This is a genomic window from Lelliottia sp. WB101, assembly GCF_003051885.1.
Lineage (GTDB): Bacteria > Pseudomonadota > Gammaproteobacteria > Enterobacterales > Enterobacteriaceae > Enterobacter > Enterobacter nimipressuralis.
In genome coordinates this window covers 1,731,011-1,752,473 of the sequence record NZ_CP028520.1, presented here as the reverse complement: position 1 = coordinate 1,752,473, position 21,463 = coordinate 1,731,011, and the positions used below count along the sequence as shown (strand labels likewise).

Sequence of the window (21,463 nt, the reverse complement as noted above, 5' to 3'; positions counted from 1 at the left end):
AAGATACGAAAAATGCCGCGAGAATCGCTTCTCGCGGCCTGAGGTTTACGCAACTAACAGCTGATGGTTTGCCAGCAGGGTGGCCAGATCCGTCTGTACCCCGTTCAGAGTGACCACCGTGGTCGGATCGAACTGGCTGCCCGTTCCGTCGCGGTCGATCTGAATTTCGGTGTTACTGCCGTTCTGCACCACGCGCAGGTAATCCGTAATATTCCCTGCGCTGCTGTCCAGAGTGGCGACACCGTTGACATAGCTCGCCGAGGCGGTGCCGGTATACCCGCTGTCGGATAACAGCTCGCGCAGGTCGATACGGTCGGTATCCGCCGTCCCTTCCCAGGTCCCGACGGTAAAGCCGTTAACCTGATCGCTGCCGTTACCGCCCGTGGCGTCTGCGGCGTTGATGAGCTTGTACAACAGCGTGTCGTGCCCGCCGCTGCCAATATTGAAGGTGTCGTTCCCGCCACGGCCTTCGAACTGGTTATCCCCGCTGTTGCCGGTGATCACGTCGTCGAAGTCTGAGCCAGCAATCCCTTCAATATTCTTCAGGGTGGTGGTGTTAAACCCGGTGTTCTGGGCCGTCGTGACGCTCAGGTCCACCGTGATGCCCGCGCTCGCATTGCGGTAATCGACCACATCCATCCCGCCGGTGTTGCTCCAGGTATCGTGATCCGACGTGGTGCTCCAGCCGCCGGAACCGTTGTAGGTATAACTTCCTTCTTCGGCGATAAAGGTGTCGTTATAGCCGGTCCCGGTCAGCGTTCCGCTGTGACCACCCGTGGCGGCATCGGCTGTCAGCACATAGCCTTCTTTGCCGTTGCCTGCTTCCAGTCCGTCCCAGGTCACGTTGGCGGAAGCACCGTTGGTGAACTTCACAATCTCTGCGGAGTAGGTTTCATCCGGATTCAGGCCGTAGAAACTGACCAGCGCCGAGCTGTCATTCACCCCGAAACCAGACTGGGCGTTGATGATTTGCGACGCCACCAGCTCACCGCGCGCGTTGTACAGATTCACGGTGTTGCCGTAATAGCTGTTGATGCCTTCGCTATCGACAATACGCAGGTGCATGGCCGTGCCGTCTGCAATGGTCTGTTTGTTCTGCACATAGACCACTTTGCCGTTCTGCTGAGACACCAGCAGATCCTTCGCGCCATCCCAGTTGTAATCCACCGCCGCAATCCCGGTGACATTCACCAGGCCAGTTGCCAGCTGGCTTGACGTCCACGTCGTTCCGTTATTGTTGTTGGTGAACAACGTCGCGGTTTGCGAGCCGCCGTAGGTGCTGAACTTGATCACGTCCATTTGGCCGTCACCGTTCCAGTCCACCGCCGCTGACAGATAACCCGCCGTGGCGTTTGAGGCTTCCACCGCACTCTTCGAGGCCGACAGCTGGCCGTTACCGTCGTTGTAATAGATCACACCACCGGTATTGCCGTAGCTGCTGCCGAGATAGAGATCCATATACCCGTCGCCGTTGAAATCAGCCCAGGTCATCGACGCCGCCGTGGTGGTGTTTGCCGCGTTCACCACAAACACGTTGGTGATGTTTTGCCCGACCGTGAGCGTGCCATTCCCGCCGTTGTTGATGACCGTCATCGAGTACGCACCGCTGCGGTTGGTGTGCTGGACGATATCCACGGTGCCGTCGTTGTTAATGTCCACCCCGGAGATTTCACGTCCTGAGTCAAACTGGCCGTAGAAACCGCCTTCCCCGCCAGTTCCATCCGGTGTCAGCGTCCCGTTGTTGTTGATCAAGTAGGTCAGGGAGTCCATCCCGGCATCGCCGTAGGCCATGTCCAGATAACCATCACCGGTCTTGTCGTAGGCAATCACGCCGCCGTACCAGATAGTGGTGCCCATCGCCAGCTGGCTGGCGGTGTAGCTAGTGCCGTTGTAGGTCCACATCACCTGCGTTGAACCGGCGTAGGTGGTCTCGGTGGCGAAAATATCCGCGGTACCGTTTCGGTCAAAATCTGCCGCCGTCTGGCTCACCACGTTATAGCCACGGGTGTTGGTCAGGGCGGTATTGCTGTAGGTCGACATATCGCTGCTGGAATAGGAGCGTCCGTTGGCGATGATATTCCACAGCCCGCTGCTGTTCATGCCGAGCGTCATAGTGGAGTTGTCGCTGCTGCCGGTGGTGCTGGCCCAGTCGGTATTCACCGAGTCGGTTCCGATGGTCAGGCTGCCGGTGGTGGTGCCTGTCGTGTTGCCATTACCCGCGCTGCTCTTCACCTGCGCCGTCACGCTGTAGCTGCTGGCAGCCAGCGCATCGCCGTCCGGTATCTGCACATACCAGGTGTTGTGATTCGGGTCGACCACCACCGCACCGCCGGTTTCGGAGGTGTAGGTTTTGCCGTTAACCGTGACCACCAGATACTCGCCGTTGGTCAGATCAGCGGACAAGGTGCCGCTCAGGATCGGCGTGGTGTCCGACGTGGTCTGCCCGGTAATCGCCGCCGTAGTGGTCGGAATGCTGGTATCGACGCGCAGCACGAAATCATCGGAATCCGTGGTGTTCCCCGCCGTGTCGGTGACACGCAGCACGTAGGTGTGGTTTCCGTCAATCAGACCGCTGTCCTGGAAGTACCAGCTGGTCGCCCCGTTCATCGTGACCTGACCCAGCTTCACGCCGTCGCGGTACAGTTCGGCAACTTCCCCCGCCGCCAGGGCCTGATTCAGCGTCCCGTTGATCTGTGGCGTGGTGTCATCGGTGGCGACAGACGACCCGAAATCGCTCTGGCGCTCACCTTCGTTGTCCGTGTAGCTCACCACGGTACCCTGCGTGACAGGCGGTGTGGTATCAACCGTCACCACCTGCTGCGCGGTCGAGCCGACGTTGCCCGCCTCATCGATAATGCGCACCTGGTAGGTGTGGTCACCTTCCGGGAGCACGCGAGGATCGGTGTAGCTCCACTGCGTCTGCGTCACCGTGGCATCGGTCCAGGTGGCACCGCCATCCATACTAATCTGCACGCGCTCGTCGCTGGCAAGCGCTCTGCCAAGCGATCCGCTGACCGTCAGGGTGGTATCGTTGGTGATAAAATCACTCGCGGATTGCCCGGTGTCATCGCTGATGGCATCAACCGTAATGCCGTATTGCGGTGCCTGGGTATCGACAGTCACCACCTGCGAGGTGGTCGCGCCCACGTTGCCCGCCTGATCCACCACGCGAACCTGATAGCTATGGTCGCCATCCCCCAGCGTACGCGTGTCGGCATACTGCCATTGGGTGCCGTTGACCGTGGCATAGACCCAGGTCTGCCCACCGTCGAGACTCACCTGGACAAACTCATTCGCCCCGAGCGTTGCCCCAGCGTGCCATGCAGCGTGTAAGAGGTTTCGCTGGTCAGGAAGTCATTGTTATCAAAGCCGGTATCGACGGTGATGTTATCCACCGTAACGGTAATCGCCGCATCAGGCGCAATCGTATCGACGGTCACCTGCTGATGAGCGGAATCGCCCACGTTACCCGCCGTATCAATGACGCGTACCCAGTAGTCGTAAGTCTGGTTTTGCAGCGTGCGACCGTCCGCGTAGTACCAGCTATTGCCTACCACGGTGACGTTCTGCCAGGTATTGCCGCCATCGAGGCTAATCTGCACGTACTCGCCGTCCGACAGCGTCGCGCCCAGCGAGCCGTGCAGGGTCAGGGAGGTATCCTGGGTGACAAAGTCACTGTTGCTCAGCCCGGTGTCGTCGCTGATGCTGTCGATGGTGACGGTTTTACTCGCGTCCGGCACCACCGTATCAATGGTCACCACCTGGCTGGTGGTGGCGCTGATGTTGCCTGCGTCGTCAATCACGCGCAGCTGATAGTTGTAATCGCCGTCGGCCAGCGTGCGGCCATCGACCCAGGTCCAGCCCAGGCCGCTCACGCTCACGTTGGTCCAGGTCACGCCGCCATCGATGCTGATTTGCGCATGTTCGCCGTTGCCCAACGCCGCGCCCAGCGTCCCTTTCAGGGTGATCTGGTTATCGCTGGTAATAAAGTCGCTGCCGGACAGCCCCGTATCCTGGGTCACGGAATCCACGGTAATGGTGGTGGAGGCCGGTGCGGTGAGATCGACCACCACGTTCTGGCTGTCGGTCGCGCCCACGTTACCCGCGTTATCCACCACCCGGACCTGATACGTGTAAGTCCCGTCCGTCAGCGTGCGGCCATCGGTATAGCGCCATTGCGTGCCGGTGACCGTCAGATCGCTCCAGGTCACGCCGCCATCAAGGCTAATCTGCGCCTTCTCGTTATTGCCGAGCTGCGCGGTCAGGGAGCCGTTGACGATAACCTGATTATCGTTAGTGATGAAATCGCTGCTGCTCAGGCCGGTGTCGTTGTGCAGAGAATCAATGCTGATCCCCATCGACGGCGCAGTCAGATCCACCGTCACGTTATGGCTATCGCTGGCGCTGTTGCCGATGGTGTTGCTGACCTCGGCTTGAATGACATACGCGCCACCGTCGGCCAGAGCGGTCACATCCGCGCTGCCCAGGGTGTATTCCCAGCTGCCGTCGTTTTGAACGGTTGTGGTGTAAGTTTTACCGTTCAGCGTGAGGGTGACCGTCCGGCCCGCAGGCGCGTCGGTGGTGCCGCTGATCACCAGCGGGGTGCCGTGCTCTGCGGCGTTGACAATGTCATCGTCGGCAAAGGTGTTGATGCTGATGGTCGGCACGTCACCGTTCAGGGTCACGTCATGCGTGGTGCTGCCAGGGTTTCCGGCTTTATCGCTGACGGAGGCGGTAATGGTGTAATCACCGTCGCTCAGGCCGAGGAAATCGCGCCCGGAGACAAACACCGACCATTTACCGTCGGCGTCAACCATCGCCTGATAGCTGTGGCCGTTGAAGGTCACCGTCACCCTCTGGCCCTGTTCGGCGGTCGTTGTGCCGCTGAAGGTTTGCCCCGCCAGCTGTTCGCTGTTGTTCACGATATCGTCGCCCGCCACGGTATCAATGGTAATGACCGGCGCAACGGTATCCACCGTCAGGGTATGGGTGGTCTGCCCGCCGTTACCGGCTTTATCGCTTACCGACGCAGTGACGGTTAACGCCCCTTCGTTCAGCGCCGCGAGATCCGTTGCCGGAACATTCAGCGTCCAGGTTCCGTCGCTGGCGATCTGGGCGGTATAGGTCTTGCTGCCCAGCGTGACGGTGACCATTTGTCCCGCTTCCGCGCTGGACGAACCGTGGATCGTCAGCGGCTGCTGCTGCTCGACGGCGTTCAGAACATCGTCGCCCGCGAGCGTGGCGATACTGATCACCGGCGGCGTGGTATCGACGCTCACCGTGTGGGTGGCTGACGCACTGTTACCCGCGCTGTCCTGGGCGGAGACGGAGACCTGATAGTGTGCGCCATCCGCCAGCCCCGCGACGTCTGCCGCAGGAACAGTGGTCGTCCAGGAGCCATCGCTCTGGATGTTCGCCGTATAGTTTTTACCATTCAGCGTAACGGTCACCTGCGTCCCGCTGGCGAACTGGGTGCTTGAGCCGCTGATGGTCAGCGCGCTGCCCGCTTCCGCCGCGTTAATCACATCATCGCCGCTGATGGTCGCCACCGTCAGCGAGACGGAAGCGGTGTTCACCACCACGTCGTGCGTCTCGGTGCTGCTGTTACCCGCGCTGTCCGTCACGGTGGCGCTGATGGTCACCGTACCGTCCTGCAACGCTGAAATCACGCTGGCTGGCACACCGACGCTCCACTTGCCGCTGGCATCCACCGTGGTGATGTACTGCTGGCCGCCGATCGTGATAATGAGCTTATCGCCCACCGCCGCGCCCGTCGCCGTACCGCTGACAATCTGCGCCTGTCCGTGCTCAACGCTGTTGATGACGTTATCGCCCGCCACCGTATTGAAGCTGATAACGGGCGGCGTGGTATCGAGAGTGATCGCCTTGCTGGCGCTGCCTGGGTTTCCGGCGTTATCGCTCACGCTGACCTGCACCGAATAGCCGTTATCCGCCATCGCCGCCAGATCGCCCGCCGGAACAGAGAGGTTCCAGCTACCGCCAGCCTCTACCTGGGCAGTGTACGTTTTACCGCCCAGCATGACGGTCACCGTCTGGCCCACTTCTGCGGTAGTGGTTCCGGAAATCACAACCCCTGCGGCGGCTTCGCTACCGTTAATGACGTTATCCCCGGCGACCGTATCAATCGTGACGGTCGGCGCAGTGCTGTCGACGCTGTACTCGCGTCCCGCCGAGGCGCTGTTGCCGTTAACGTTGGTGACGCTCACCTGCACGCTGGCGTCGCCCTCTTTCAGTCCGTTCAGATCCGCCGAAGGCACCGTGACGGTCCATTTACCGTCCGCATCCACCTTCGCGGTATAGGCTTTCCCGCCAAAGGTGATGTTGACCGTCTGATTCGCTTCGACGTTCGTGGTGCTGCCAGAGAGGACAAGGTCCGCCCCTTTTTCCGCCGCGTTGATCACATCGTCTGTCGTAATGGCATCGATACTGATCGCCACGTCCGCCAGATCGACTTTCACGTCATGGTTGATCGAGACCGGATTCCCGGCGCTGCTCTGGCCGGCCACCGTAATGGTGATATTGCCTGCCGCCAGCGCACCGACATCTGCCGCAGGGACAGCGGCGCTCCAGGTGCCGTCCGCCAGCACCGTCGCCGGATAGGTTTTGCCGTTGACGGTCACGGTCAGGGCGCTGCCCGCCGGGAGGCCATCGCTGTCGCCGGTGATAATCAGGTTCTGCCCGTGTTCGATGCGGTTGATCACGTCATCGCCCGCCACGGTATCCACGCGCAGGCCCGGCAGGCTGGCGTCGATGGTGATGTCACGCTCGCCGGAACCGCTGTTACCCACGCCGTTAGTGACGGAGGCGGTGACGGTCAGATCGCCGTTGCCCAGCGCAGTCAGCACGTCCGCCGGGACGTTCACCGACCAGCTCAGATCGTTCTGCACCGTGGTGGTGTAGGTGTTGCCGCCAATGGTGACGGTCACGGTGTTGCCCTGCTGCGCGTTCACCACCGTGCCGCTGATGGTCTGGCCCGCCGCCACTTCGTCGGCGTTGATCACGTTGTCCGTAGCAATCGCATTAATAGTGACGCCTGGCAGCGCCGTATCCACCTGCAGGTTTGCACTGCCGCTGATGCTGTTGCCCACGCCGTTGGTGGCGCTGGCGTTAAGGGTATAGTTTGCTTCGCCGAGACCCGCGAGGTCGGCTGCCGGTATTGTCAGGCTCCAGCGGCCATCTGCGGCCGTTGTGGCGGTGTACTGCTTACCGTTCAGCGTGACCGTCACCCGTGTGCCTTCGGCCAGGTTTGCGCTGATCCCGTCGACGCTCAGGTCGTTACCTTTTTCTACGGCATTCAGCACGTTATCGCCGGAAATGGCATTGAAGCCCAGAGACGGCAAACCGGTATCGACAGTTACGTTATGGCTGCCGCTGCCGGTGTTGCCTGCTGCATCGGTGACGTTCACGGAGACCGTCACCGTGCCATCGCTGAGCGCAGAAATCACGCTGGCTGGCACGCCAACACTCCAGTTGCCGCTGGCATCCAGCACCGTGGTGTACGTCTGGCCGCCGATGGTCACAGTGACGCTATCGCCTGCCGCCGCGCCGGTGGCTGAACCACTGATGATTTGCGCCTGAGCGTGCTCGGCCACGTTAATGACGTCATCGCCCGCGATGGTATTGATGGTGATCACCGGAACGGTGACATCCACCGTCAGGTTGCGATCAACCGACGCCGGGTTACCGGCTTTGTCAGCCACCGAGGCGTGGATCGTGGTAACGCCGTCCGCCAGACTCGCCACATCCGCCGCCGGAACGTCCAGCGTCCAGCTACCGTCTGCGCCCACCGTGGTGGTGTAAGTTTTATTGTTCAGCGTCACGACGACCGGCTGGCCCGCTTCCGCCGTGCTGGTGCCGCCGATCGTCAGATCAGCTTGCGCTTCTGCCGCGTTGAGAATGTCGTCCGCCGCAACAGTGTTGATCGTCACGCCCGGCGCGGTGCTGTCGACGCTGTATTCGCGTCCCGCCGAGGCGCTGTTGCCGTTAACGTTGGTGACGCTCACCTGCACGCTGGCATCGCCCTCTTTCAGACCGTTAAGATCTGCCGAAGGTACCGTGACGGTCCATTTCCCGTCCGCATCCACCTGCGCGGTATAGGCTTTCCCGCCAAAGGTAATATCGACCGTCTGGTTCGCTTCGACGTTCGTGGTGCTACCGGAAAGCACCAGGTCCGCCCCTTTTTCCGCCGCATTGATCACATCGTCTGTCGTAATGGCATCAATGCTGATCGCCACGTCCGCCAGATCGACTTTCACGTCATGGTTGATGGAGACCGGATTCCCGGCGCTGCTCTGGCCGGCCACCGTAATGGTGATGTTGCCTGCCGCCAGCGCACCGACGTCTGCCGCAGGAACGGCAGCGCTCCAGGTGCCGTCCGCCAGCACCGTCGCCGGATAGGTTTTGCCGTTGACGGTCACGGTCAGGGCGCTGCCCGCCGGGAGGCCGTCGCTGTCGCCGGTGATAATCAGGTTCTGCCCGTGTTCGATGCGGTTGATCACGTCATCGCCCGCCACGGTATCCACGCGCAGGCCCGGCAGGCTGGCGTCGATGGTGATGTCGCGCTCGCCGGAACCGCTGTTGCCCACGCCATTGGTGACGGAGGCGGTGACGGTCAGATCGCCGTTGCCCAGCGCCGTCAGCACGTCCGCCGGGACGTTCACCGACCAGCTCAGATCGTTCTGCACCGTGGTGGTGTAGGTGTTACCACCAATGGTGACGGTCACGGTGTTGCCCTGCTGGGCGTTCACCACCGTGCCGCTGATGGTCTGGCCCGCCGCCACTTCGTCGGCGTTGATCACGTTGTCCGTAGCAATGGCGTTGATGGTGACGCCTGGCAGCACGGATTCCACGTTAACCGTATGCACCGCGCTCCCGCTGTTGCCTGCGCTGTCGGTTGCCGACGCGCTAATGTCATACAGCGCTTCGCCCAGCGCCCCGACCTGATCCGCCGGAACGGTGGTGGTCCATTTACCCTCGCCATTGACGATGGCGCTGTAGGCTTTGCCATTGAGCATCACCGTCACCATCGCGCCAGCCGCCAGGCCCGTCGCGGTACCACTGATCGTCAGCTCCTGGGCTTTTTCGGCGTTGTTGATAACGTCGTCACCGGAGACCGTATCAATGGTCAAGACCGGCGCAGTGAGGTTGACCGCCACGTCATGGGTGGTGGTGTCGCTGTTACCCGCTTTGTCCGTCAGCGTTGCCGTGAGGGTATGATCGCCCGCGATCAAGGCTCCCACGTCTGCCGCCGGAACGCCCACGATCCAGTTGCCAGAGGCATCCAGCGTGGCGGTGTAAGATTTGTTGTTGAGGGTGACGGTCACGACATCGCCCGCTTCAGCGCCCGTCACGTGGCCCGTGACGATCAACGCCTGGCCGTGCTCGGTGCTGTTGATGATGTCATCGCCGGAAAGGGTATCGATGGTTAACTGCGGCACCGTGGCGTCCACCAGCACGTCACGATCGGCGCTCGCCGGGTTGCCCGCTTTGTCGGCCACGGATGCGGTCACGGTGTACTGACCGTCGCTGATTCCGGCCATATCGGCCGCCGGAACGGTGACGCTCCAGTTGCCCCCCGCCAGAACCGTGGTGGTGTACTCTTTTCCGTTCAGCGTGACGGTTACGGGTTGACCCGCTTCGGCGTTGGTCGTCCCGTTCACCACCAGCTCCTGCTGCGCTTCCGCCGCATTGACGATGTTGTTATCGCTGATGATCTCGATAGAAAGTGACGGCGCGGTAGCATCGACGCTGTACTCGCGGCCTGCCGAGGCGCTGTTGCCGTTGACGTTGGTGACGCTCACCTGCACGCTGGCATCTCCGTCTTTGAGACCCGCCAGATCCGCAGATGGCACGGTGTACGTCCAGTTGCCGTTGGCATCGACGGTCGTGGTATAGGTTTTGCCCCCAAAGGTCAGGGTGACCGTCTGGTTCGCTTCGACGTTCGCCGTGGTGCCGGAGAGCACCAGATCGGTCCCTTTCTCCGCCGCGTTGATCACATCGTTGCTGGCAATCGCGTCAATACTGATTGCCACATCCGCCAGATCGACCTTCACGTCATGGCTGATGGAGACCGGATTTCCGGCGCTGCTCTGGCCTGCCACCGTGATGGTGACGTTGCCTGCCGCCAGCGCACCGACGTCAGCCGCAGGAACGGCGGCGCTCCAGGAGCCGTCCGCGAGGACCGTCGCCGGATAGGTTTTGCCGTTGACCGTTACGGTCAGCGCGGAGCCTGCCGACAGGCCGGTACTGGTGCCCGTCACCATCAGGTGCTGGCCGTGTTCAACGATGTTAATCACATCGTCGCCCGCCACCGTGTCCACGCGCAGCCCCGGCAGATTGGCGTCGATAGTGATATCGCGCTCACCCGTACCGGTATTGCCATGACCATTCGTGACCGACGCTTCTACCGTCAGATCGCCGTTGCCGATTGCGCTCAGCACGTCTGCCGGGACATCCACAGACCAGCTGAGATCGCTTTTAACGGTCGTGGTGTAAGTATTGCCGCCGATAGTCACCGTAACGGTATCGCCGTTCGCCGCGCCGCTGACTTTACCGCTGAGGGTCTGCCCGGTCGCCACTTCCGAGGCGTTAATAATATCGTCGCTGGCGATGGCATTGAGGGTGATCACCGGCAGGGCGCTGTCGACCAGCACGTCGTGCGTGGTGCTGCTGTTATTGCCCGCACTGTCCGTGACGCTGGCCGTCACGGTGTAATTCGCTTCACCCAGCGCGCTGACCGCCGAGGCCGGAACGGTTACCGTCCAGTTCCCGCTGTCATCGGCGATGGCGGTGTATTGGATGCCGTTGAGCGTGACGGTGATCACCGTGCCCTGCGGCTGGTCGCTGGTGCCAGAAAGAGCCAGATCTGCACCTTTTTCAGCCGCATTGATCACGTCGTCATCGGCAAGCGTGTTAATCGCAATCACCGGTTTTGCAGTGTTCACCACCACATCCACCGAATTACTGCCCGTATTGCCGGCACTGTCAGTCACGGAGACGTCGATTGTCCAGGTTCCGTCTGCCAGCCCCTGAATCACGGAGGCGGGCAGGCCCAGGCTCCAGTTGCCCGCCGCATCCACTGCGGTGGTGTAATTCACGCCGTCAATGGTGACGGTCACCAGATTGCCTGCGGCCGCGCCCGTCACCGAGCCACTTAAAATCTGCGCCTGCGAGTGGGCGGTGTAGTTCACGGTGTTGGTGTCGGTGACAAAATCATTAATCGTCACCTGCGGAACCGTAGCGTCGACCAGGCCGATTCGGTCGGTGCTGGCGCTGTTTCCGGCCACGTCGCTGACGCTCGCGTTGATCGTCACGTTGCCGTCGGCGAGGGCACCCACATCGGCGGCAGGAACGCTCAGCTGCCAGCTGCCGTCATTCTGCACGATAGCCTGATAGGTTTTGCCGTTCAGGGTGAGGGTCACGGTCTGGCCCGCTTGCGCACTGGTGCTGCCGCTTAAAATCAGATCCTGCTGCGCTTCTGCAGCGTTGATGATGTTGTCGTCCGTCAGGTTGTCGATAGCAATCGTCGGTGGCTGGGTGTCCACCGTGATCACGCGTGACGCATCGGCGCTGTTGCCGCTGGTGTTGGCTACGCTCACGCTAACCTGCGCGCGCCCGTCGCTCAGCCCGTCCATCGCACTGGAAGGGACCGTCAGGCTCCAGGAGCCGTCCTGCTGAACCTGGGCCGTGAAGGTCTGATCGGCAAATTTCACTACCACCGTCTGGCCCGCTTCGACGCCCTGCGTCTGGCCGGAAAGGGTAAGATCAGCCGCTTTCTCGGCGGCATTCAGCATGTCATCAAGGGTCACCGTGTCGATGGACACGGCGACAGGAGAGAGATTCAGTTCAATGGGATGTTCAGCAGAAACGGTATTGCCCCACTGATCCTGCGCGCTGGCCACAACCAGAATATCGCCCGCGGTCCAGTTTTGCAGGTCAGCCGCCGGGACACCGATCTGCCAGCTGCCGTTGGCGGCAATGACCGCCGGATAATCGATATTGTTGATGGTGACGGTCATCTGTGAGCCTGGCGCCAGGTGGCTGCTTGAGCCGGTGACAGTCAGATCCTGGTGCTGCTCGATGGCGTTAATAACGTCGTCGCCAGAGATGGTGTTGACGCGCAGGCCCGGCAAGGCGGCGTTAATATTAATATCGCGCTCGCCGGTGCCCGTATTGCCGTGGGCGTTGGTCACCGATGCCGTGAAGGTCAGATCGCCGTCGCCAAACGCGTTCAGATCGGCGGACGGAATCGATACATTCCAGCTCAGGTCGTTGCCGACGATGGCAGTGTAGCTTTTGCCGCCGACGGTAATGGAGACGGTGTCGCCCGCAGCCGCACCAACGACGCGGCCACTGAGCGTCTGGTCAACGGCGACTTCCGCATTGTTGACCAGATTATCGCCCGCAAAGGTATTGATGATCACCTGCGGCAGCGCCGTATCCACCAGCAGCATGGCGTCCGCGCTGCCGACGTTGCCCACGCTGTCCGTTCCGCTCACGCTTACGGTGTAGAGGGTATTCGCCAGATTCAGCACATCGGCCACCGGCACCTGCACCGACCAGACGCCGTTCTCCACGGTGGCCTGGTAGCTGATGTTATTCAGGGTTACGGTTACCGCGCTGCCGTTCGGCAGATTACTGGTGCCGCTGAGATCGAGTGGCAGCATCGCTTCCTGGGCATTCAGCACGTTGTCCTGGCTGATAGGGTCGATCGTTAACTCAGGTGCTGCACCGCTCAGGGTAAAATCATGAGTGGCATTCCCGGTGTTACCGGCCGCATCCGTCACCGCGACGGAGAGCGTAAAGTGGCCTTCGCCGAGCGCACGGATGTCGTTCGCCGGAACGCCTACGCTCCAGCTGCCATCGGCTTGCACGACGCCCGTATAGTGCTTACCGCCCAGCGTCACGGTAACCACGTCACCTTCGGCTGCGCCGCTCGCGCGACCGGAAATAATCTGCGCCTGACCCTGCTCATCGGCATTGATCACGTCATCACCCGCGACGGCGTTCACCGTCACGACAGGGGCTACGGTATCGACGCTGAAATCAGCGGTGGTGGAGGTGGGATTTCCGGCTTTGTCGTTGACGTTTACCGTGACCGTATGGGAACCCTCAGCGAGTGCGTTGACGTCGCTGTTATTCAGGGTCAGGGACCATGTGCCGTCACTGCCGACGGTGGTGGTGTAGTTTTTACCGTTGAGGGAGACCGTGACAATTTGCCCGGCCTCGGCGTTGGTTTTACCGCTCAGCGTTAACGGCTGGCCGTGCTCGGCGGCGTTGAGAATGTTGTCCTGCGAAATGGCATCCACGGAGAGCGTCGGCGCGTGGGCATCCACGTTCAGCGTCTGATTTCCGGTGACGGTATTGCCCGCCGCGTCTTTGCCGGTCACGGTGACCGTCCAAGTGCCGTCCGCCAATGCCTTCGCATCAGCCGCCGGAACTTTGACGCTCCATGCGCCGTTCGCGCCCACTTCGGTGGTGTAGGTCTTGCCGTTCAGCGTGACGGTCAGGTCGGTGCCCTGCGCGAGATTTTTGCTGCTGCCGGACAGGGCAAACCCAGCGGACTGCTCACTGGCATTGATGACGTTATCTCCGGCAGTGGTGCTCAGCGTCACGCTGGCATCGGCGGTGACCACATTCACGGTGATGCTGCCCGCAGAAGTCGTTTTGCTGCCGTCGATTTGCACTACCGACCAGGTGTGTTCGCCATCGGCTTGCGTCGGCAGTTTTACCGTCCAGGTGCCATTGGTGCCGACCATCGCGCTGGCGATGGTGTTGCCGCTGCTGTCCTTGATCTGAATGGTCGCGCCCGGCTGGCCGGTGCCGCTAAAGGTCGGGGTGTTATCGTCCGTGACCTCTTTTGCACTCAGCACACCCTGCTTGTCACCCTGTTTATCCGTCACGAGGAAGGTCGGCGTCGCGCTTTCGACCTCTTTGGTGTTGTCGATGACTTTGGTTTTGGTGTCACCATCACCGCCGTGCGCCAGCAGCGCGCCAATCGCCCCGCCGCCTAACGCGGCCCCTGCGATCCAGCCCCATGGGGCATCGCTTAAGCTACTGGCCTGCTCCAGGAATGGCTCGATGGTGGAAATCGGCGTGGCCTGCGCGCTTAATTCCACCGCCGCCATCCCCGCGGCCTCTTCCGTCTCTGCAAAGGTGATATGAGTCAGTTCCTGCTGGTCGTTAAACACCAGTTCGGAATGGTTTTTACCCTCGGGATCGTCGAGAAAATAGTTATTGCATCGAATCACGCTGCCATCTTTCATGTAAATCAGCAGATCCTTACCCTGGCGCATATAACGTGCGACATCCTGGGCCGATCCGTGGATTTCAATGACACTGGGTGCAGAAACAGATACCGAGAGATTTCCCTCTCCGGTCAATACTGTTTTCTCAGCGGTTTTGCGAATAATGACATCGACAATCTTAGCGTTACTCATATTTCTCTCCTTGCAGGTACACGGGTGCCTGTGAGTATTTCTATCCTGAGGATGTGACTATCCCCGGGAATGAAAATCTCCCATTCTTCTTGAACTTATATCCGCAGCGTCAGCCGCGTTTCTCTAACTTAAATCAGGTAATTTGGCCGCAGCGTTTTTTTCAATTCCAATACGTTGCATGAGATTATCAACGGCTGACGCATAATTAACTGCACTCGCCCAGCTATCATATTCTGCTGATATTTTGGAGGAGGTTGCCTGCCAGACATCTTGTTCGACGCTCAGGAGATCGTTAATACTTCGCTTACCGAGGGTATATTCATTTTTATAAACTTCACGGGCGCGTAACGCATTTTCCAGCTGGACATTTCCGGCCTCCATTCGGCCACGCGCCCCGCTCCAGTCTGCCATTGCGACTGAGGCTTTTTGCAGGACATCAAAGCGAGCCTGATCCACCTGCGAAGCGGCCATAGCACGCGCCCCTTCAGCCTGGCGAACCCTGGCGGACACCGCGCCGCCCTGGTAGAGCGGAGCATCAATATTCAGCTGGATCTGGTCGTCCCAATAGGAGCGATTATCCGATTCATAGCGCGTTCTTCCCCCTTTCAGGCTCAGGGTCGGCCAGTGCTGGGATTTCGCCCGTTCAATGCCGTACTGGGCAGAACTCTCCATGGTTCTCGCCGCCAGAACGGAGGGGATCAGCGTGTAGTCGATGCTATCAAGGGAATCCTGCTGCACCTCAAGCGTGGCCGGTAACGGGGAGAGCTGTTGTGCATCAATCCCCGTCAGAACCGACAGCCTGGCGCGGGCACTTTTCAGCGCCGCGTTGTATTGCTCAAGGGTCGCCTGCATTCCCGCCACGCGGGTTTGCGTTTGCAGCTCATCAGAGGTGGAGCTAAGGCCCGCACTGGAGCGTAATTTCGCCAGCTGTTGCACATTTTTCAGGGCGAGGATGTTCTCCTGCGCGGCCTGGGTCAGGTCTGTATAGCGTTTCACGTCCACATAGCTCAGCGCAGTTTTCTCTGCGACCGACGATAACGTCGCCATCAGCTGATACCGGTAGCTGTCGTGCTGGGCGGAAGACTGGCTGATCGCGCTATTGGTTTTGCCAAAGTCGTACACAAGCTGCGTCAGGCTCAAGCCCCACGCCGCCGAATTTTTCAGCGAACCGCTGGAGTCCGTCGTCTGGCTATGGCCCGTATTGCCGTTCAGTGAAATTTGCGGCATCCACCCGCTTCGGGCTTCATCAATCTGGGCCTGACCAATCCCCATCTGAGCGGCTTGCTGGCTCACGGAGGGATCGCGATCGAAAGCAAAAAGAATGCTCTCTTTTAATGACGTGCGTGCGACGGGAGCGCTGCCAATCGTCCCGTTATTTGCCATCGATGTGGACATCGTGGCCGCAAATAAAACAAGGGCGGCAGGTATCTGGGTATATTTAAACGCTCTCAAGATAGATCTCCCTTACTATTCCACCCCTGAGGATGGTGTATATCGTTTTCTTCGCCTCCCCCACTTAGCCAGTGGTAAAAATCTTACACGTAAGAATTTTTCAACGTTTAATGAATGTGCGAAAAAGCCTAAGCACCAATTTTCACTAACGGAAATCAGTAGCAGATAATCGTTTTTAAGAATTTACTTATTCAACATTTCTTAACGGCGAGCATAACAAAATGTCTTAAGTGGAACTATACCCACAATGTTAACAAGGTGTTAATGCTAAGAGAAAAAATGCGGTTTCCAGACAAACCGTGAAAATAGGGCCTAAATCGGCCTGGAATAAACGCATTGTTATTTAAGAAAATATTTAAAATACCTGCCTGTACATTTTTGCGTTTATTTCTCAATGAATATGACACAAAGATTTTCAAAGAAATGTCAGTTTTAGTGCCGTGGTTATTATTTAAACAACAAAGAAAAAATAATCCCTTAAGAAACAGGATACTGCGCCATCAATTGTTAATAATTGGCATTTAACACCAGTAATTTCTTTATAAGCAGTCATTCAATCTAAATGTGAAAAAATAAACAGAACAATAACAATATATCAGGTGAATTATTAGCACATTCGGGATAACTCATTACGTTTATTCATCAATCGATGGCATCAGCCCCAAAACGGCAATAAAAAACCCGCAGGAGAATCTGCGGGTTTTACCGTTTCGACGCGCGTTGTGCCGGATTAGCTCTCCTTATCCTTCTCCACAATCAACGGCTCGATATCGCTCTCTTTCTTGATCACCAGCGAATCATCCCCGCGCAGGCAGGTGCCGCCGTAGTTGCCGCCGACGGTAAAGGTGCAGACCTGGATGTATTTCCCGTCCACTTTCGGCAGGCACCACAGCTGCTGGTAGATATTTTTACGATCCGTGAATTTACCGCTGGATTTATCCAGCAGCTCCTCTTCGGCGCTGATCAGATCGATATTGCTGCCGCAGCGACCGGCGATAGGTTTCACCGCATAGCCGGTTTTGGTGAGCAGTTCGTTGACTTCGAAATCCGTATCCAGCAGGTAACGGTGGTTCGGGAACAACTGCCACAGCACCGGCAGAATCGCTTTGTTGCCGGGGATCACGGTCCACAGCGGTTCAAATACCAGCACTTCCGGGCGCAGCAGTACGTCAATTAAACGCACCTCTTGCTGGGGATGACCGGTGCGAATCGGCACGGCGGCGTATTCGGTTTCGCTCACTTCACGCACCTGCTCGATCGCCGTTTCCCACGCCCAGGTTTTCCAGACACAGTTCACCGCGCGACCTTCGTCATCGATAAGCTGCCCTGCCGCATCCCAGCTCAGCGCTTCCAGACCGTGCAGAATTTTGGTGTCAAAACCCGCCTGCATCAGCGAGCGCTGGATAAAGAGCGCGTGATAATCCTCTTCGATATCGTTGTCCTGCATGATATGCACGAACGGACGCGCGTGGCTGTGTTTCCACGCGCCGGTCAGCTCTTCGAGCAAGCCTTCCGCCGGGTTATGCCCGGTGCCGCGATAGCCATTTTTCACCCACTCTTCGAGGATCAAACCGCCTTCCGTATGGCAGGAGGCGGAATCGGCGTTGTACTCGTACACCTTCAGCCCGCGCTCATCCATACAAAAATCCATACGACCGGTGATCATATGGTGACGACGCCACTGCCAGGAGAGGCGCAGGCGCGGCCAGAGGATTTTCGGGATGTCGAAAAGCGCGAGTAAGTTGTCGTCTTTCAGCACTTTATCGGTGGCGTGGAGATACATCAGATGCAGCTCGTTGGTGGCCTTGATCAGCTCCTGCTCGGCACTTTCGGTGATGGTGAAATACTGGCAGGGATCTTTATTGATCACATGCCCGTTGGCGCGAACGTAAGCCTGCTGGAGAGCATCCTTTTCGTTGAGCCATTTCCCGTCGAACTGGCGCTTGTTGGGCAGTCGCGCCCCGCTGATTTTCAGCTGCTCACCGCCGATTTCCGGCTGCGGCAGGCTGTACTCTGTGTCGTCGGTCTGGATCATCCAGCCCAGAATAGTGGTATCCGTGAAGGTGTCGTGCAGGGTGTAGCAGCCTTTTTCGACGGACAGGCGCAGCTCGCGCGTCCACTGCTGCCCGACCGGCAGCGGCGAATGGAGTACGTTCTGCTCGGCAATGCGCACTTTATCGCCCATCAGCTGAGTGATAACGGCCACATGGCCGGTCTCATGAAACTCACCGCCCTTTTGCCAGATGAGCAGCGAACCGGCTTTTGGCGCGCGTTTCGATCCGTTAGCAAACGCCTGCAGCGGCAGGATGGTATCGTTCACCACGGCGCGCAGGAAGCGCAGGGAGAAGATTTCCCACGCCATGCCGACGTCGGTAAATACCATGCCGTAGTTGAGGAACAGGAAGCGGCGCGCGAACTCCACGCACTGCCATTTGTGGCCCATGTATTCGTTGCCGATATAGCTACGAAACTCCGCGTCTTCGGGGTACTGGCGCGGGTCAAGACTGCTGTAGTTCGAGGAGTAAATTGCCACGCCACCCGGCGCATAACCTAACAACGTCCCAAACGGAGCGTCACTGCTTAGCTTTCCATTATTTCGCATGAATCCAACCTAAAAAGGCAGGCGGCAAGATGATGAGGGTTGTCGTCTGCGTGTTGACATGAATCAGACAGAAGAGGATTTATCATACACCTGATAAAGAGACAATTCACAGTGCGAGCCGGGCACGCCTTCGCGCCGCCCGGCGTTGTTCGCGGCACCTTAAACCTTAAATAACCAACAGGCCGCAAAATGCCCCGGCGAGATCTCCTGCATCGCAGGCTCCTGCGAGCGGCAAACCGGCATGACGTTCGGGCAACGGCTGCAAAATTTACAGCCAGGAAGTACCGACGTGGGGCCGGGGATCTCCCCGCGCAGGGTTGCCTGCTCAAGATGGCGGATGCGCGGATCGGGCAGCGGAACGGCGGCCAGCAGCGCGCGCGTATAGGGGTGCGCCGGATGGGAATAAAGCTCGCCCGCCGGGGCCACTTCCACCAGCTTTCCGAGGTACATCACCCCGATACGGCTGGAGATATGGCGCACCATCGACAGATCGTGGGCGATAAACAGATAGGTCAGCCCCAGCTCCTGCTGCAGGTCCTGCAAAATATTCACCACCTGCGCCTGCACCGACACATCCAGCGCCGAGAGCGGTTCATCGCACAGCACAAACTCCGGGCGTACCGACAGAGCACGCGCAATGCTGATGCGCTGACGCTGACCGCCGCTGAATTCATGGGGGAAGCGCTGCAGATGTTCCTGTTTAAGCCCCACTTTATAGAGCAGGGTTTCCGTACGTTCCCGCTGCTCCTCGCGGCTGTAACCGTGGATCTGCATCGGTTCGGCCACCAGCTGCTGCACCGTCATACCCGGATTGAGCGACGAGTACGGGTCCTGGAAAATGGCCTGCATTCTTTTACGCAGCGGCTTGAGCTGTTTTTCGCTGGCCTGCGCAATCTCCTGTCCGGCAAAGTGAATTTCGCCGGAGGTGATATCAAACAGGCGCAGCATTGCGCGCCCAAGCGTCGATTTTCCGCAGCCTGATTCGCCCACCAGACCAAAGGTTTCTCCGCGCTGAATATCAAAACTCACGCCGTCGACCGCTTTCACCGCCACGCCTTTGCGCAGCAGCCCACCCTGAACCGGATAGTGTTTACGCAGTTCACGTACGCTCACTAAAGGGGCATTTTGCTCGCTCATGCCTGAACCTCCTTATCAGCCCATAACCAGCAGGCCGCACGGTGGCCCTCGCCAACGGAATAAAATGCGGGTTGTCGCTCACATTGCGGCATCCGTTTCGGACAGCGCTCGGCAAACGGGCAGCCCGGCGGCGGATCGAGCAGGCCAGGCGGCGTTCCTTCAATAGGTGACAGGCGGTGATTTGCCTCGTCCGCGCGCGGCAGGGAGGCCAATAACCCCTGGGTGTACGGGTGCGCCGGACGATAAAAAATATCCTCCACACTCCCCTCTTCCATCACCTGCCCGCCGTACATCACCACGACACGGCTGCACACCTGCGCCACCACGCCGAGATCGTGGGTGATCAGCAGAATGGCAGTCTGAGTCTGTTGTTGCAGGCTTTTCAGCAGGCGCAGGATTTGCGCCTGAATGGTCACATCCAGCGCGGTTGTTGGTTCGTCGGCGATCAGCAGTTTCGGGTTGCAGGAGAGCGCAATGGCGATCATCACGCGCTGGCGCATCCCGCCGCTAAACTCGTGGGGAAACTGATCGTAACGGCGCTCCGCTTCGGCAATCCCCACCTGATCGAGCATGGCAATGGCCGCCGCTTTTGCCGCCTTTTTGGACAGCCCTTTGTTGCGAATGAGGATCTCCGACATCTGCCTGCCGATGGTCACCACCGGGTTTAGGGCGGTCATCGGGTCCTGGAAAATCATCGCAATGTCGTTGCCACGGATCTTGCGCATTTGCTCGGGGGTCTTCTTCGCCAGATCGTCATTCTGAAAGCGAATACTGCCGCCGGAGATGTGCCCGTTGCTGCCGAGCAGCTGAATGATCGATTTGCAGGTGACGCTTTTCCCGCACCCGGATTCGCCGACGATGCCGACCAGCTCCCCGGCCTGCACATGAAAACTCACGCCGCGCACCGCCTGTACGTTACCGTCGCGGGTGCGAAACGAAGTGTGCAGATTATCGAGTTCTAATAAGTTATTCATCGCGGTTCGCTCCCGGCTCAAAAGCGGTGCGGAATACGTCACCGAGCACGTTAAAACTAAACACCGTCAGCAAAATCAAAATGCCGGGGAACATCGCCAGCCATGAGGCTTCGCCGATGTACGACTGGGCGTTGTTGAGCATACTTCCCCACGACGCAGCGGGCGCCTGCACGCCCAGCCCGAGGAAACTGAGGGTCGATTCCATCAGAATGGCCGATGCGATATTCAGCGTCGCCGCCACAATAATCGTCGGCAGCACGCCGGGAATAATATGGCGCAGAATAATGCGCAGCGGATGCTCGCCGGACGCGCGGGCATACAGAACATACTCACGCTCTTTGACGCTGAGCGTTTCGGCACGCACCAGGCGCGACATGCTCATCCAGGTCAACAGGCTAATAATCAGGATGATGTTATCCACGCCCGGCTTGAGGTAGGCGTTCACCACCAGCAGCAGGAAAAACGCCGGAATGGCCATCAGAATATCGACGACGCGCATCATCAGGTTATCGAGCCAGCCGCCAAAATAGCCGCTGATGGTACCGACAAGCGTGCCGATCAGCGTGGAAAAAAGCATCGCCAGAAAACCGACCATCAGGGAGATCTGCCCGCCGTACAGGGCGCGGGTGAAGTAATCGCGCCCGTATTCGTCGGTGCCAAACCAGTGCGCCGCGTCAGGCGGCAGAGTGCGCGCGCCAAGGGACATCTGATCCGGATCGTAAGGGCTTAGCCCTGCGCACAGGGCGGAGACGATAAAAATAAAGAGAACAAAGAGTGAAAACTGCGCCGGACGGTTGCGGCGCAGCTGGTGGCGTACTTGTTGCCAGCGTCTGCTCATC

At 59.2% G+C, this 21,463-nt stretch carries 7 protein-coding genes; all 7 read right to left on the bottom strand.

Annotation, left to right across the window (positions count from 1 at the left end; all coding sequences use genetic code 11):
- Window positions 1-45 precede the first annotated feature (45 nt).
- Window positions 46-3,279, bottom strand: a complete 3,234-nt coding sequence (locus DAI21_RS23465) for an Ig-like domain-containing protein (protein WP_370447041.1) — start codon at window positions 3,277-3,279, stop codon at window positions 46-48.
- On the bottom strand, window positions 3,276-14,459 hold the full coding sequence (locus DAI21_RS08395; RefSeq protein WP_370447040.1) for an Ig-like domain-containing protein: 11,184 nt from the start codon (window positions 14,457-14,459) through the stop codon (window positions 3,276-3,278). Before DAI21_RS08395 ends, DAI21_RS23465 begins: the two co-directional genes overlap by 4 nt.
- A gap of 123 nt (window positions 14,460-14,582) precedes the next feature.
- A complete protein-coding gene (locus DAI21_RS08390; protein ID WP_228483243.1) occupies window positions 14,583-15,842 on the bottom strand; it encodes a TolC family outer membrane protein in 1,260 nt (419 codons plus the stop codon).
- Between the two features lie 799 nt (window positions 15,843-16,641).
- Entirely contained in the window at window positions 16,642-18,513 is a 1,872-nt protein-coding gene (gene gss, locus DAI21_RS08385; RefSeq protein ID WP_107702844.1) for a bifunctional glutathionylspermidine amidase/synthase, read from the bottom strand.
- A gap of 159 nt (window positions 18,514-18,672) precedes the next feature.
- Window positions 18,673-19,650, bottom strand: a complete 978-nt coding sequence (locus DAI21_RS08380; protein WP_107702843.1) for an ABC transporter ATP-binding protein — start codon at window positions 19,648-19,650, stop codon at window positions 18,673-18,675.
- Window positions 19,647-20,624, bottom strand: coding sequence for an ABC transporter ATP-binding protein (locus tag DAI21_RS08375; RefSeq protein WP_107702842.1), 978 nt, complete (start codon window positions 20,622-20,624; stop codon window positions 19,647-19,649). Before DAI21_RS08375 ends, DAI21_RS08380 begins: the two co-directional genes overlap by 4 nt.
- On the bottom strand, window positions 20,617-21,462 hold the full coding sequence (locus DAI21_RS08370) for an ABC transporter permease (RefSeq protein ID WP_107702841.1): 846 nt from the start codon (window positions 21,460-21,462) through the stop codon (window positions 20,617-20,619). Before DAI21_RS08370 ends, DAI21_RS08375 begins: the two co-directional genes overlap by 8 nt.
- Window position 21,463 lies beyond the last annotated feature (1 nt).